Consider the following 15,950-nt stretch of genomic DNA (forward strand, 5'->3'; position numbering starts at 1 on the left):
TTGAAATTAAAACATCTCAAAAGGAAGTATATAAAGCTATTGGTCAATTGTTATCATATCAATTTCTAGTAAATGAATATGTTGAAAAAATAATCATAACTGATGAAAAATATGTGTTTTCAGATCATATTTCAAAAGCTTTGGATAAATATGAAATTAAATATTATCATATCGCTGATTACGTAAAAGATTTTATCTAGTCTATCATCTTAATAAAAACTTGTTGTTTGGGGTGTATTGTAATTCAGATTTTTCCTTTAGAGTTTTTTATTTTTAGACTTTTTTATAATTTGTAAATCCGGATTTTAATGGAATTTTCAAAATTTTAATTTACAATAAAAAATAAACATTAAATAAACAATTATTCTTATTTGTTCAAAAGTTATTTTTAATTTCCTTAAGATTTTATAAGCAAAATTTTTTTTAGTACTAGATATACCTTGTTAAATTAACATCGTTAGGTTTATAAGGTTTGTTCACTGATTTACAAACTTTTTTAACGATAAGATAAAACTACTATAATTTAGTTTAAAAAATTATCAATGAACAAATATTTTAAAAAAACAACTAATAAGGTTGTTTTTTAATTTCTATTTGATATAATTTCATTGTTTTATAAAAGGAGTAATTAAAATTATGAAAAAATTATTAGCAATATTAGGTGGCTTAACTGTAACGGTTTCACCAACAACTTACATGATTTCTTGTGGAAGTAAAAACAAAGAAGCAAACAATAGTAATGGTGATGAAGGTGCAACAGATAGTACTCAAAACACCTTAAAATTAATCGAACAATTTAAAAAAGAAGTAAATGACATCATTTCTAAACAATTTAATGATTCTATCAAAAATATGTTTGAACTAGAAGGTGACCAATCATCTAAGAATAGTTTCTTAAAAAACGATATATTGAAAGATGTACAAAAAGGTGAAACTGAAAAGCCCACTTTAACTAATGAGCAAAAAATCAGTTTAACTAAAGATTTAGAGTCTAAAATAAATATTGAAAATATCAAAAGTGAACTTAATCGTTTAAAAACAAATTCAGAATATGATATTTTATTAAAAGATTTAGATAACGTATACAAGGAAACTTCAATAGATTGAGATACTTTAAGAATCAAATATAACACAGAAAGTATTACCATATCCAATGTGGTATTCGATTTTTCAATAGTTACAAATTATAAAAGTATTGATTTAGCTACTGAAACTTATGATACAAAATTAAAATTCGTGTATTCTCAGTCAAATAATGAGAACATTATCAACTGAGGTAAAACTGCGTATGACGAAATCAAAAATACTTACTTGTTTAGTGGTGGAAAAAGTATTATAAATTCAGATTTAATGGATAATGATGATAAAAATAAAATATTCTCTGACAACTCTGATAAATATGCAAAATATATTAATGATGTAAATAAAGGTATGGCCGCTGATGTTATTGGAAAACTAAAGAAAATAGATGATAATCAAGGTAATCAAGCTGTTAAAGTAGAGTTTTCTGCTAATGAAGATATATTTAAAAGCATAAAATGAGATGCATCTTTAAAAATGAAAGAACAAGAAAACGGAACTTGAATAACAAATGACGGTGAAATTTATAAATATATATTTAAAAACGAGTCTAAAATTGAGAAAAAAAATTTAGGTAGTTCTTCTATTGATGTTGAAAAATCTATATATGAGAGAGTTAATAAAAATTACAAAAGCATGATCGATTCTTATAAAAAGGATGTTGAAAATGTATTGAAAGCAGCGAACAAGAGTAACGAACTTGAAAATATAAAAATTACAAGTTCTTCTAAACTTGGTTATATGACTTTAAAAGGTTTAACACTAAAAATTAGTAATTATACTCATGAGTTACCAGATCTTGATTTATTAACTGCTTTTAGTGTTGATGGAAAAGAAAATTTATTCGAAAAAGATAATTTGAATATGGATTCTTCAATAAATTTAGCAGCAATATACCACAATGTTGTGAAAGGTGTTGAAAGCTTCCATAAAGTTTATGGAATTCAAAAACCAACTGATAGCAACACTTTATCTGCATTTACTGGTAAAACAGACGGAATTAATAATTCATTGTGAGATAAGTTTAAAGAAATAAACAACGGTAGGGATATGAATTACTACTCAAGAAATGGGAATTGAGTTTCTAATTACACTAATCTTTCAGAACCAGCTCTTGCTGAATATAGAACTCGATTATTAAAAGATGGTGAACAAAAAGACTTTAAATTCGCTTTTAAAGATCCTGGTTATAGCAAAAGTGATAGAGCTTATTTTGCCCTTAATGATAAAGGGATAGTTATAAAAGAATTCACTAATGGTTTGAGATATGCACCAGTAAATTTAGAATTTGAATTAGACTTTGTAAAAATTAAATTTGATATCGGAACTCTATTTAATAGAACTGCAACTGTATTTGAAAAAAAATAATATCTTTAAAAAACATATCTTTTATAATCAAGATATGTTTTTTTGTTTGTTTAAGGAAGAAAATATTATTTAAAAGCTAGTTAACTATAATTCTCAATAATTTTCTAAGAAACAGGACATTATTATAGGGATTAATGGATTAAAAAAAATATGGTAAAAAAGGCTAAAAGATAATAGAATATCTATTTGAATGCATTTAAAATTCAAGGCATTCTAAAAAAATGATTTTAGATTCTCGAATAGTCATTAATAAAATTATATAGCGTACTTATTAGACAAAGAAGCACTAATGATAATGACTTATATAATGAATCAAATCTACTACCATCATACGAAAAACAATTTTATATTTATAGAAAATGTATAAGGTAATGAACCAAATTTTAACATTCTAGTCATAGGTTGTTGTGTTTTGACATTAAACATAATTATGATAGTTATAATAAATACTAAAACAGAAAGATCGATATTAGCAAGTCGGACACTTAGCAGGGGCCATTATAATAATAAATATGATACTGATTTTATGATTAATCTTGTAAAAGAATACGGGAGACGCTATTTAGTTTCTAAAAATTTAATATCTTATGAGTTTAATGATAAATCATCATATTTTAAAATGTTAGAAAATATAAAAGAAACAATACTAACGGTTTCTGGAACTATTAGAGTAGCTGCAAAAGATTTTAAAAAAGACATAGTGGATAAAGTTTTTTATATCATTGATGAGTTCATTGAAGTTGATAGACATAAACCCAAAGATAATAAGTGTTTTTATAAGTTCGAAGTATTAGAAGCCGAAAAACAAAGTTCTTGAGATTCTGATTCATCTTCAAGAGAAGAATTTATCAAAAAAAATAATAAACATGTTGCAAATGATGATTATCATAACTGATAATTTATCTTTTTTCTGTAAAACCATTTAATAAATGGTTTTTTATTTTATTGAAAATAATATTCATCATTTGTTGATTTTTTAATATAAAAGTCCAACTTAAAAATATTTCTTTCATTTTGATTGTTAAATATAAGGCCTATAAAACCTACCTTTAAAGATAATGTAACTAACTTATAAGTTGTTAAACTTTTTAACTTGTCTTTCAAAAGTTGTTTTTTTTTTTTTTTTTGTTACTATGAAAAAGGAAATCATGAAAGGAAACATAAGTATGAAAAAGTTATTAAACATTTTAGCAACAATTTCTTTAGCAACAATTCCCTCATTAACAACTTTATCTTGCAGCACAAAAAATACTGCAAATAAACCAGTTAATCCAATAGAGGATAAAGATTATTTAAAAACAATCGAAGAATTCAAAAGAGAAGTTAATTCAATGGTGTCTAGCGAATTAATGAAAGCTAATGAAAAACTAATTGAACTTACAAAAGATGAAAATAGAAATAAATTTTTGAATAAATCAAATATTACAACTTTTGCAGGTAAAGAAAATACATTAAATAAAGAAAATAAGAATAGTTTATTAGTAGACTTAAATAATAAATTATTTATCCAAGATATAAAAAGTAAACTTAACACTATCAAGAATGATACAAAGTACAACATTATTTTAGATGGTGTTGATAATTTATTTGATAAATTAGAAATAAGTTGGAATACTTTGAACATAACTTACAAAAATTATGAAAGAGATACAAGCACATCGGAAAATAAGGAAAAGGGGTTTGCATCAAATGTTAAACTTAATTTCGCTTTAGTTATTAATTACAAAGATAAAGAGGGTGTTTTAGAGGAACATAAAATTGATGGTTCGTTTATTTATTCGCTAACTAATGATGAAGCTATAAAATATTTTGGTGAAACTACAATAAAAGAATTAAAAAATAAGTACTTCATTGAATCTAATAAAACAAAGAAAAATTCATTATTAGATGCATCAGCTTTGGGGTTAGATTCTAAAAAAGATAAATTTTTCAATAAGGATTCTCTTGTTGCAAGTTATTTCAATAATGAGTCTTTTAAAAATGATTTGCTAACATTTATCAAAAATGATCTAAGCTCAACAAAAAATAATGAATTTATTCAAAGACTTGACCTATCGTTTGCTTCTAACATAGATACTTTCTCAAAAATTGATTATCTTGTAAAATTACAAAATAAATCACCTAAATCCTATGCATGAAAAGATGAAAAAGATAATGGTAAAGACATATATGATTTCATTTTTAAAAAAGAGTATGTAGAACCTAAATCAGATTCTTCAAATAATAATGATAATAAAATACCTACTTTATATAAATATTTGTCTGGTGAAACAACTTCTATGTTAAAAAAATATAAGGAGGATTTGCAAACATTTATAAACAATTTAGATTATTTTGATCAAGCTGAAAAAGAGAAACTTTTGACAAAAGATTTATCTTGCACATCTAAATTAGGATATGTCAACTTAAAAGGTCTACAATTTAAAATTGGTAATGATTATTCTCAAGAACTACCTGAGTTTAGAATTTTAACAGGATATGCAGTTGATCTTGATGATAAAAACTGAGATGATACTCGATTCGCTTCAATAGATACATCAAAAACTTTGTCATCTGTATACTATAATACATTGAATGGTATTGAGTCATTTCATAAAACCTTTGGAATTAAAAGCCCCAAAAATGAAAGAGCAATGTCAGCATTTACAGGTTCTACACCTGGAATAATAACTAATTTATGAGATTTATTTAGGGCACAAGATAATCAGTATAGAAGGGAATTAAATAAATCATTGTCATTAAAACTACCTACTCAAAAAGAATATTTGGATAAATTATTATTAGAAGGAAATCAATCAACTTTTAATTGACAATTTTTAAGAGAGGCATTTGATGTTGTAATTTTTATCAATAATAGCGGGTTGTTCATTCACCAAATTTATACTAATGGTGAAAAAGCTGTTGACATTAACTTCAGTTTAGATTTTCTAAATATTAATTTTACAATTGATGGTATTTGAGCATATACCACTGGATTAACAATAATAGAAAAATAATTTCTGAAAAAGCTTTAATTACATTTTAAAAAACTACTTTTCTTTACATTAAAATAAAAAGTAGTTTTTTATTTTTTATTACAAATTGATTAATTGGCACAATACCTAAAATTTCTTAGGTATTTAAAATATTTCCAAAGTCTTTTAAAATAGCTTGCAAGATGTCTTAAAATTTTCATATTATTCAGCCTAATAAAAGATTGATAAAGATAGAAAAGTCAAATACGAAGATGTTAGTTCGATGGTTATTTATAAGAAAAAAAACTAAAAAATAATTAAATTTAAAATACATAGAAGATTTTTATAAAAAAAACATAACCTCAAAAGTAAATGAATATAATTCTCTATGTATACATTATGTTAAAAAAACATAAAATTATACAAGGAGAATTTATTATATGGCTAATTTAAAAGGAAACAAATCAAACATCCTAAATTTTGAGACTAAAAAAGAGTTGATTATCAAGCATTTTGATCAAAATTTATCTTATAAAGACCTATCAAAAATGTACAATATTTCATATTCAACAGTTAGAAGAATGTGTGTAGATTGAGAAGTTTTTGGTGATGAGTCGCTTATTTCAAAAACTGGAAAACACAATAAGCACAACGGAATGATTAGAATCAATTCAAAAGATCCAAAAGATAAGAAAATTGCAGAACTTAATAAAAAATTAAAGTGATTAGAAATGGAGAATGAGGTTTTAAAAAAGTTCAATGAACTGGTGGAGGATTCAGAAAAAAAATAATAAAGTATTACAAAACTATAGATAAATATAATAACAAATACACGGTTCTTTCTTTATGTAAATTATTTAATATCACAAGAGAGAGTTATTATCGCTGATGTGATAAAAAAAATCGGATTATGAAACAAAAATAGATATGGACTTAGCATATAAAATAAAAAAAGCTTCATAATAAACAATGGAATTTATTGCGCAACCAGAATAAAAATCATTTTAAATAATAAAGGCATAATGGTAAGTCAATCTAAAGTTGCTATAATAATGAAATTATTCAATTTATATTCAGTTATAAGAATAAAAAAGTTGTATAGAAAACCAAAAGAAGTCAAAAAAATAACTTATGGTCCTAATTACGTTAATATAAATTGGTCTTTGTATTCAAAAATGAGCTTTGAGTTACAGATATTACATATATACCTTTCAATAAAAAATTCGCATATTTAAGTGTTTTGAAAGACGCAAACACTGGATTCATAGTAGGTCATGAGGCATCTTTAAAAAATGACATAGATATTTACAAAAAAACGCTTGAGAAAGCTTCGCTTCATAGACAAGATCTATCTAAAAAACTTATTATCCATTCTGATAACGGAAATCAATATACATCTATATTTGCAAAGCTTTATGCTAAAAAAAATAATATTATAATATCATTATCTAGAACAGGTAATTCTATTGATAATGGGATGTGTGAAACTTTTTTCATCATTAAAAGAAGAGTGAAAAATAAAACTAAAGGAGGATGAGTTTCTCAAGTTGAAATTAGCAATCTACAATTATATAGAGTTTTACAATTATGAAAGAATAATGATTAAACACAAGAGCCCCCAGCATATGCTTATTTAGATTTCAAATTATGAAAAAAATACTTCAAACTTGGTTGAAGTATTTTTATAAAAAACATTTTGTATACTTTACAAAATATATTCAGAATTAGTGTATTTCAAAGTTTTTTTTCAAGATTTATTATATTTTTTGTTACATGCATTGTAATACTTATATTTAATTTAATATTCCAAAGCTTATTAACGCTTTCTATAAGTAACTATTTTATAGAGGCAAAATTAAAAGTTTTAAGTTTTTTTGCCTATAAGTTTTTATTAATAATTATTGTTTCTGCTTTAGCATTTATATTATTATTGTTAATTAAAGCAAAAATATCACTTACTTTAATTTCTATATTAGCTTCTTTAATATCTGTTTCGCAGGTAGTTTGAGGAATTAAATATAGCGAAATTAATGAACTATATCGTTTTCAGGCAAATACATTTATGTATGATAAACAAACTTCTTTTATAAATAAATTTAAAAATGATGATATATTTACTGATATATTTGAAGGTTTCAAAAAAGCATATAATTACACAAGTCCAGATTTCATTCAATATCAATATGGAAATTATGTTTATATTCTAGAAAAATATAAACAAGAGGCAATTGATACTTTTGGAACTAACTATATTGATTTCATAGTTTATTTAAATAAGTTGTTTGATGAAAATTATACTAAATTTACTAACTATAATTTAAATGGGTTTAAAATGGAAGACACTCTTACTTACAACTTCAGACCCATTGTTCTTAATTTTAACTATTTAATGAAAAATAATAATAGAATTTACAACATATTAAATAAAGTTATTAGTTTATCAAATGAAAGTAAATACAAAAATATATTAAATGCTCTTAAAGATATTTCAAATAATTATTTTGAATTTATAATGACCTATAAAGGGAATGTTTCATATCCTGCCAATAGTTTTATAGATTATAGCATCAACCAGGGTTATTTTAAAAACACACTTATAAATTATAAAACACCAGATCAGTTTGACCTATATTATTTTATTTCCTCAATGTTTTTTGAAATAACTTATTGAAATAACTATTATGAATTAAATTACAAAAAAGGTATAGATTTAAAGTTAACACCAAGTGAAGAGCTACTAAATAAAATAAAATTAATTACACATATCAACCCATTTAATCAACTATCACAACTTTCATATGGTAATTATTTTCGAGAAAACTATAAATATTATCATGATAAATTTTCAATTACTTCACCAAATAATTTATTTGAAAGTCCAACCACACCTTTACAATATAAATATTTTATTGATACTTCTAATGAGGAAGGACCAGTAAAACTTGAAAATTTAGAAGAACAAACCATTGAGTTTGTAAATTATATTTACTTGTACTTTATGTACTTTATATCAATGATTATTTTGTGGTATATTGGTTATCTAAAATATAAAAAAACTATTAAATTATAACTAAATAAAATCAGCAAAAAGGAAGCTAAGTAAACCAGTACAATATTACTGGTTTTTTTGATAGAAAGGAAATAATGCCCCAAATTTATGATAAGAATATAAAAACTGAGGCCGTAAAAAGGTACAAAAACGGTGAAAATATAGACAAAATAGCTAATGATTTAAATATTAAAGCAGGATCGCAATTAATAAGAATCTGATATAATTCCTCAAAATCTTGTTATTCTTATAGTATATATAAGGATTGCAAAGAGGTTAAATTGATGAGTAAAAAGTTAAAAAAAGATTTTATTTCTAAGGAACTTAAAAAAATAAGGAAAATAAAATACTTAATGACTGAATAAAATAATTAGAAAAAAACTTAAAGTTTGAGATAGAAAAAAAATTGTTAGCAATAGCGAGTAAAGAAATATTGGAAAAGTCCATTCCTTCTTGCACGGCAACAATATTGATGAATTTATTGAAAATGAGCAAGAAGGAAAAGATAATGATAATGGCAACAAAAGCTTATAAATATTATGCATGCTCTCAAATATATTATTTAGTTGCTAATTATGGTATGAGAACTAATAGGTTAATAAATTATTTTAAAGTTCATAAAAATACATATTCGAAATTTAAAACAAGATTAAATTAGAAAACCCTATTTTGTTATACAAATTCAAGCTAAAGATTCCAACTATTAATAGCTATGAAAATGAAAGCTTTGAAAATGCAGTAGACTTAGTAAAAGATTTTAAAGAAGCAAATAATGATTTAAAAACAGGTTCTCTTTTAATAAGGAAATGAATTTTTGTTAATAAGAATAAAAGAGTCTCTGAAAAAATGATTAACCTAATCAAAAGAGAAAAACCTGAGGTATTTAAAACTCATTTAATAGGGACAATTACAAAAAATCAAGTTATTTCAATGAATCTAAAAAACATAACTCTTATGTTAGAGATGATTTGATTGAAATGAATTACAATACTCCTAATGTAGTTGGAGTTGATGGTACAAATCTAAAAATAGAATTAAATACTTCTTATTTTAAAACAAAATATATTTACTTGACTATGTTGAGGCATTTTTTATTAAAGTTCTGCTTGATATGAACGTTTCAAGATTTAACATGTTAGATTTGTATTCTTAATTCATCATATTCAAAATTATTGGTAGATAATCATATAAATAGATTTTTCATTAACTTAATAGATGATTATTATCATTATGTAAATGATTTATTTATATTAATTATTCAAAATTAAAAATTTATTGGAGTTTAATTTTAAAGAAATATACAAAATACTTTTCTAAAGGTATAAATAAACGAACATTATATTTATATTCACAATTTTAAAAAGTTTTTCAATTACTTTATTCTATAATCAAAAAAAGGATGAAAGAAAGATGAATTATTTACATTGAATTATAATATTTTTTACTTTAATAATATTTGTATTAATGGTTTATATTTTTTGGAATAAAAATAAGAATAAGCAAATTAAGGAAGTATTACAAAATAATAAGAAAAAATTATCTGAATTATCTAGTGAAAATTTAAATTTAAAACAAAACAATAGAATGATAATTGGTCGCTATCGACAAAAAGAAAATGAATTATTACTTTTTCAACAAGAATCAATTAAAAACTTTTTAAATGACAATAATCGTAAGGAAACTCATTTTGATAGCTTTTTCAAAAGATTAGAACGACAATTTATTAGCAATAGTAATTATAGAAAAGCATTAAAATTTGTATTTGATAAAGTAGAAAAAGGAACACAAAATAATGCAAAATTTATCATGACATTAGAGGATTTTAAATCAGATAATGGTTGAATGATTGTTATGAGTTTACTAGCATGTAATCAAATAAATGATATTTCAAATAAAGAAAAACAATCTTGATTTGCAAACTTCGGGCCTTTAAAAGCTTTATTTTATAACGAGAATAAGAAAAACTTTATAAAAAATACTTGATTAGTTTTTGAAAAAGAAGTACATTGAAAAAGTAAAAATGAAAGAGCTAAAGAAACATATTTTCCTCTTAGACCTGATTTAATGCTAATTACCAAAACAGCAGATGATTATAATATAGTGATTTTAGAATTAAAACAGTGATCCGAATACTGAAATAACACTAACTTAGAAAGTAAGAAAGCAAAAATTAAAAGACAACTTGAAGCATATAAAAAGAATACTAAAATTAAAGCTAGAAACTATAATATTAAAATTGTTGCCTTATCATTTTTATTTAACTTGTCAAAAGAACAAATAAGAAACTTCAATCAAACTGACACAGGTGTTATTCATTTTGCCGCTGAAGATAAGGTTAAATTATCTCAAAAAATTTATATGTCACTTACAAATAATAAGGAAGTTGAAGAATTTGACGTTGATGAACTTTCTATTATTTTAAACATCTTAGAAGATTATTAAAATAATTACTGCAAACAAATATGTATAGTTTTATAAAAAATAAGTAAAAGTTTGTTGATTAGTGATAAATTATAATTTGAAATATCGAAACATTTTACCTAAATATATGATTATTAATAATTATTATCTCTTTTTTATCAATTATTAAAGGTTTAAATGATAATAAAAAAAAAAAAAAAAAGGAGAAAAGACAACTTATATGTTATTATAAATATGTAATAGCCCAAAAATAACTTATATCTGATTGATAAATAGTTCATGATGAGTAATGCTTATTTTTATAAAGATAATATTTTTAAAGGATTTATATAACCATCATTATTAAGGAATAATTAACACCTTAGTACATCAGTCACAAAATTCCTTTATATATCATTCAAAATATTTTATTTTTAAAAATTTAAGTTCATATTCCTCTTTTCTTGAGTGTTTGTTAAATTAATTTGTAAGTAGTTTTAAAAACAAATAAAACTTTTGTCTATTACACTCAAAAGGAGGATTTAATATGTATTTTTTTATTAAAAGAAAATTAAAAAAAATATTTAGGAAAAAACCTATAATAATAAATATTAAAATAATATTTAAAGATTAATAACTTATATCTGATTGATAAATAGATCATGATGAGTAACGCTTATTTAAATAAAATATTTATAATTTACACTTTTTTAAAAGAGTAACTAAAATATCGAACATTACTTTTAGCATAATTTTAAAAAATATTATTTTATATAATATTGTTATTATTTAAAAAATAGAAAAGTAAAATTTTACAAGTAATTTATTATTTATTTGCGATAGAGCAATTTATATAGATATTTCTAAAAATAAGTATTATTGTAAAAAAAAAAAAAAAAAAAAAGGAGAAAAAAACATGGAATTCAAATTTAAATGTCCGAACTGTTTAGAAATAGTAAATATATCGGATGAAAATTTAGATAAACACACTTCTGAATTCAACGAGTTCAAGAATTCGATAGTAAGTAAGTACGAAGAAAAGCATTATCAAGAGATTAAAAAACAGCTTGAAAGAAACTATCAAGAAGAATTAAGAAAACAAGTTGAGTTAAAAGAATTAAACATAAAAAGCGAAAACAAAGACAAAATCAACAATTTAGAAAAACAAATCGAATGATTACAACTAGAAAAAGAGAAATCAATCTTAAATAAGGAAAAGGAATTAACTGATAAATATCTAACAAAAATTAATGAACTTGAAAAAGCTCTTGATTCTAGTGACAAAGATAGAGAATTAGCTTTAAAACAAAAAGAGTTAGAAATAAATAACACATACTCAAAATTATTAGAAGAAGTTAATAAAAAAAATAGTAATCTTGAAAATAAGTTAAACACTACAACACTAGAATTCCAATCTTATAAAGAACAAGTAGATAATATTTTAAAATCAAAAGTTATGGAAGTTGAGTTAAGTAAAAACAATATGATTGCTTCATTAACAGAAGAGGTTAATAACTTAAAAAACTCTTTAAAAACTGAGTTAATTTTAAAAGAGCAAGAACTATTAAAAATGAATGCCGAATTATTGGAAGAAAAAGATAAAATAATCAATGAATTAAAATTAGCAAATGCCACAAATAGAATTTTAAATAATAAAATAAAAGGCGAAAATTGAGAATTAGAGGTTGAAACTGAATTAAGAAAGTTGGCTGCAATTTCGAATGATGAAATCAAAAAAATAACAAGAGTAGGTAATAAAGCTGATTACCTTCAAATTGTTAAAGTAGATGACAAAGAAATAGGGAGAATAGTATTTGAATGTAAAAATGGAGAGTGAAAAGAAAGCTGAGAGACTAAATTGGCTGAAGACATGGCTAAGGAATCTGGTTCTTATGCTATATTAGTGGCAACTTCAGTTGTCGACAAATTCAAAATACCATTTTTAGTATCAGATAAAAATAAAAATATTTTCATAGCAGATCCAGAAAGTTTTGCATTCGTTATAGGAATGATTAGAAGAATCATCATCATGGAAAATAATTTAAAAAATCAAGGTGCTTCGAATGATGTTATGGATGATTTTGGTAAATGAAAGACATCATCTTTTGAATTATTTAAATCAGTATTCCAAAAAAGTATAAATAATATTGAAGGTGATGAAAAAACTATCATAAATAAAGTTGCTGATATTACCAAAAATCGAGAGATAATTGTTAGAAAATTCCAAGAATTAATAATTAATTTTATAGAAAGTTTCACATTTTAAATAAAGAAACCTTAATTCACTAAGGTTTCTTTTTTTGACCTAATTTTACAAAACTTATGATTATAGGTGTTTCTCTATTGAAGTATTTATTAAATAATCATTATGTATCAATTCACAAAATAAATTATATATTTAGATAAAATGATTGATTAACACTAAACTATTGATAATCATTGTATAATTTCAATAAAGGAAACGTATAATGGACAAAAAATGAGAAATAGTATTTGACTATTTAATGTATTTGATAAGAGAAAATAAAGTTTTACCTGGAGAATCATTACCTAGTCAAAATATGTTAAAAACTAAGTTTCAATACTCTGAACAACCTATAAGAATGGCTTTTAATAAACTAATAGAATTACAAATAGTAAAAGCTGTCAATGGTAAAGGTTTTATTGTCCAAGATAAAGTTGCAAATAATCTTTTATTTAGCTTTCGAGAATTATTCCCAGGATCTAAAAATATTTACAAAGATTTTATTGAAGTAGTTTGTGATCAAGAAATCTCGAAACTTACTGGTTATCAAGTGGGCCAAAGAATTATCAAATATAAGTGTGTTAGATTTACATTAGAAAATGAATTAATCTTGTTTCAAGAGAGTTATTTAGCTAAAGAAAAATTTAAAAATCTAACATTAGATGACTTAAACAACCATGGTTTGATTTATTTTATTGAAAATAAATCAAAGTCAATATTGAGCCACTCTTCTAAGAAAATCTCATTTATAACTGATAGTGAATCATTGAAACAAGAATTCGCTTTAAAAGATGAGATAAATAACGGTTTGATATTAGATGAAGGAAGAGTTTACGATATTTTTGGTGAACTATTAGAGTTTAGAAAAAGTTATTATCAACCAAGTTATTTTGAATGAAACTTTATTGAGTGAAGAAAATAAGAAAGGTTAATAAACAATGGCAAAAATTAATTATACTGATGAGGCAAAAAGATTTCTTGATGCAGTTGGTGGAAAAGAAAATATTGATACATACTTACATTGTGTCACTAGGTTGCGATTTAATGTTTATGATAAAGAAAAAGTAAACATAGATGCAATCAAAAGCTCACCAATTACAAAAGGAATTAATTGAAGTCAAAATCAATTACAAATTATATTAGGTACAGGTGTTGTAGAGGCTGCCTATGCAGAAGTTAAAAAACTTCTAGAAACAACTATTGAAAGCAGTAATGCTTCAAAAACTAATAAAAATACTGACTTTGAAGAATTCAAAATGAAAGCAAGAGCAAACAAAGAAGCCTTAAGAAACAAAGGGGGCAAGTTTGCATGAATTCAAATGAGTATGAAAACTTTAGGAGATATATTCCTACCAATTATTCCCGCAATAGTAGCTGCTGGGTTAGCAATGGGGCTTGCGGCTTTATTTCAAAATATTTTTCATTACGATAAAAGCTCATTATTTGGAAAAATCATTGATATCGTAACTAAAACAGCTTTTAGTTCATTATCTGTTTTAGTATGTTGATCAACTGTAAAACGTTTTGGGGGTAACCCTGTATTAGGAATAATTATTGGTTTGATGCTGATAAGTCCTTTACTACCTGATAAAGGAGCTATCGCTACTTGAGATGCTCAAAGCGCCTTCCAAAATAAACATGGTGAAGGTTGAGAAAAAGAATGAATGGCTTCTACTGGTTTAGGTATCATGGATACTCCAGTTAAACCTCTATATTTATGAATTATTCCAATAACAGGTTATCAAGGATCTGTTTTACCAGCTTTAATTATTGGTATTGGAGTCGCTTATTTAGAAAAATGAATAAAGACTTGAATGCCAAAATCAGTTAATATCATATTTACACCGTTTTTAACAATAGCAATTTCACTTGCTGTCGCATTACTAGCACTAGGACCAATCCTATTGTTAGTAGAAAAAGGGGTACTAATTGGTACAAAAGCAATCTTAAATATTCCATTTGGATTTGGAACTGCTTTAATTGCGGGACTATTACAAGCAATTGTTATAACAGGATGTCATCAAGTTTTACAAGGACTTGAAATGCAATTAGTAATTGATGGAAGCATTCCTGAAAATGGAGTTGCACAAGGATCTATCTTTAATGCAATTTGAACAGCTTCAATTATATCTCAAGGAGGTGCTGCAATGGCGGTAGCCTTGAAATCAAAAGCTAAGCAAGAAAAAAATCTAGCAATTTCATCAGCTGTTTCGACAGTTTTTGGAATAACTGAACCCGCAATTTTTGGAGTAAACTTACCTAAAATTAAACCATTTATATTTGCTTCTGTTGGTGGATTTGTTGGTGGATTTGTTGCAGGTTTACTAAAAGTAACTTGTTCTGGAATGGGAGTGACAGTACTTCCTGGATTACTATTATATTCAAACAATGTAAGGAATTTATTATTAATAATCTTGGTTAATATTGTTGCCTTTTCATCTGCATTTGCACTAACTATTTTCTTTTACTGAGAATCAGGAAAAAAAGTTACAGAAAAACAATTGCAAGTGTTGTCAACTAAAGTTGTTAATGCTGAATTAGATCTTAAGAGAATTAAAAAAGATACATCTGTTGATAATCATGATAAATTATTAGAAAAAGCAGAAAGTAAATTAAAAAAATATAAATCACAAGAAGAAAAACTAAAAAATGCGAAACAAAAGTACGATAGTTATCTTGAAGAAGTTAAAGTACTAAAAATGAATGAAAAAGCAGAAAAAGAAGCAAAACTTAAAAATAAAGAAGAACTAAAAAATCTGAAAAAAGACCCTCAAAAATGACAAGCTCACTTGGATAAAATCAAAAAAAAAAAAAAAAAGCTTGAAAGCAAAAGAAGTCAACGATAGAATGGTTG

14 protein-coding genes and 1 pseudogene are annotated in these 15,950 nt (G+C 24.2%); all 15 read left to right on the forward strand.

Features of this window, described 5'->3' with window-relative positions; all coding sequences use genetic code 4:
• Window positions 1-47 precede the first annotated feature (47 nt).
• The gene (locus ACI2WZ_RS02380; RefSeq protein ID WP_500245154.1) at window positions 48-200 is read left to right on the forward strand and encodes a hypothetical protein; all 153 of its coding nucleotides are present in this window, start codon (window positions 48-50) and stop codon (window positions 198-200) included.
• Window positions 201-636: 436 nt separating this feature from the next.
• The gene (locus ACI2WZ_RS02385) at window positions 637-2,448 is read left to right on the forward strand and encodes a lipoprotein (protein ID WP_500245155.1); all 1,812 of its coding nucleotides are present in this window, start codon (window positions 637-639) and stop codon (window positions 2,446-2,448) included.
• Between the two features lie 430 nt (window positions 2,449-2,878).
• On the forward strand, window positions 2,879-3,346 hold the full coding sequence (locus tag ACI2WZ_RS02390; protein WP_500245156.1) for a hypothetical protein: 468 nt from the start codon (window positions 2,879-2,881) through the stop codon (window positions 3,344-3,346).
• Window positions 3,347-3,614: 268 nt separating this feature from the next.
• Entirely contained in the window at window positions 3,615-5,444 is a 1,830-nt protein-coding gene (locus tag ACI2WZ_RS02395) for a hypothetical protein (RefSeq protein ID WP_500245157.1), read from the forward strand.
• A 398-nt stretch (window positions 5,445-5,842) separates the two neighbouring features.
• Entirely contained in the window at window positions 5,843-6,193 is a 351-nt protein-coding gene (locus ACI2WZ_RS02400) for a helix-turn-helix domain-containing protein (RefSeq protein ID WP_500245158.1), read from the forward strand.
• Between the two features lie 365 nt (window positions 6,194-6,558).
• Window positions 6,559-6,855: pseudogene (locus tag ACI2WZ_RS02405) on the forward strand (DDE-type integrase/transposase/recombinase); the annotation flags it as partial.
• Between the two features lie 19 nt (window positions 6,856-6,874).
• Complete coding sequence (locus tag ACI2WZ_RS02410) at window positions 6,875-7,039, forward strand: IS3 family transposase (protein ID WP_500245159.1); 165 nt, start codon at window positions 6,875-6,877, stop codon at window positions 7,037-7,039.
• 59 nt (window positions 7,040-7,098) lie between these two features.
• Window positions 7,099-8,472 (forward strand): hypothetical protein, encoded by a 1,374-nt coding sequence (locus tag ACI2WZ_RS02415; RefSeq protein WP_500245160.1) that lies wholly within the window; start codon window positions 7,099-7,101, stop codon window positions 8,470-8,472.
• A 74-nt stretch (window positions 8,473-8,546) separates the two neighbouring features.
• Window positions 8,547-8,816: a hypothetical protein gene (locus ACI2WZ_RS02420; RefSeq protein WP_500245161.1), complete on the forward strand. Its 270-nt coding sequence runs from the start codon at window positions 8,547-8,549 to the stop codon at window positions 8,814-8,816.
• A 41-nt stretch (window positions 8,817-8,857) separates the two neighbouring features.
• Complete coding sequence (locus tag ACI2WZ_RS02425) at window positions 8,858-9,109, forward strand: hypothetical protein (protein ID WP_500245162.1); 252 nt, start codon at window positions 8,858-8,860, stop codon at window positions 9,107-9,109.
• A gap of 11 nt (window positions 9,110-9,120) precedes the next feature.
• Entirely contained in the window at window positions 9,121-9,453 is a 333-nt protein-coding gene (locus ACI2WZ_RS02430) for a hypothetical protein (protein WP_500245163.1), read from the forward strand.
• Window positions 9,454-9,861: 408 nt separating this feature from the next.
• Window positions 9,862-10,893, forward strand: a complete 1,032-nt coding sequence (locus ACI2WZ_RS02435) for a hypothetical protein (protein ID WP_500245164.1) — start codon at window positions 9,862-9,864, stop codon at window positions 10,891-10,893.
• Window positions 10,894-11,767: 874 nt separating this feature from the next.
• Entirely contained in the window at window positions 11,768-13,117 is a 1,350-nt protein-coding gene (locus tag ACI2WZ_RS02440) for a DUF2130 domain-containing protein (protein WP_500245165.1), read from the forward strand.
• Between the two features lie 202 nt (window positions 13,118-13,319).
• Complete coding sequence (locus ACI2WZ_RS02445) at window positions 13,320-14,018, forward strand: GntR family transcriptional regulator (RefSeq protein ID WP_500245166.1); 699 nt, start codon at window positions 13,320-13,322, stop codon at window positions 14,016-14,018.
• Between the two features lie 16 nt (window positions 14,019-14,034).
• Entirely contained in the window at window positions 14,035-15,942 is a 1,908-nt protein-coding gene (locus ACI2WZ_RS02450; protein WP_500245167.1) for a PTS transporter subunit EIIC, read from the forward strand.
• Window positions 15,943-15,950 lie beyond the last annotated feature (8 nt).

Origin of the sequence: Spiroplasma endosymbiont of Megachile willughbiella, assembly GCF_964273395.1 — a bacterium.
Lineage (GTDB): Bacteria > Bacillota_I > Bacilli_A > Mycoplasmatales > Mycoplasmataceae > Spiroplasma_A > Spiroplasma_A apis.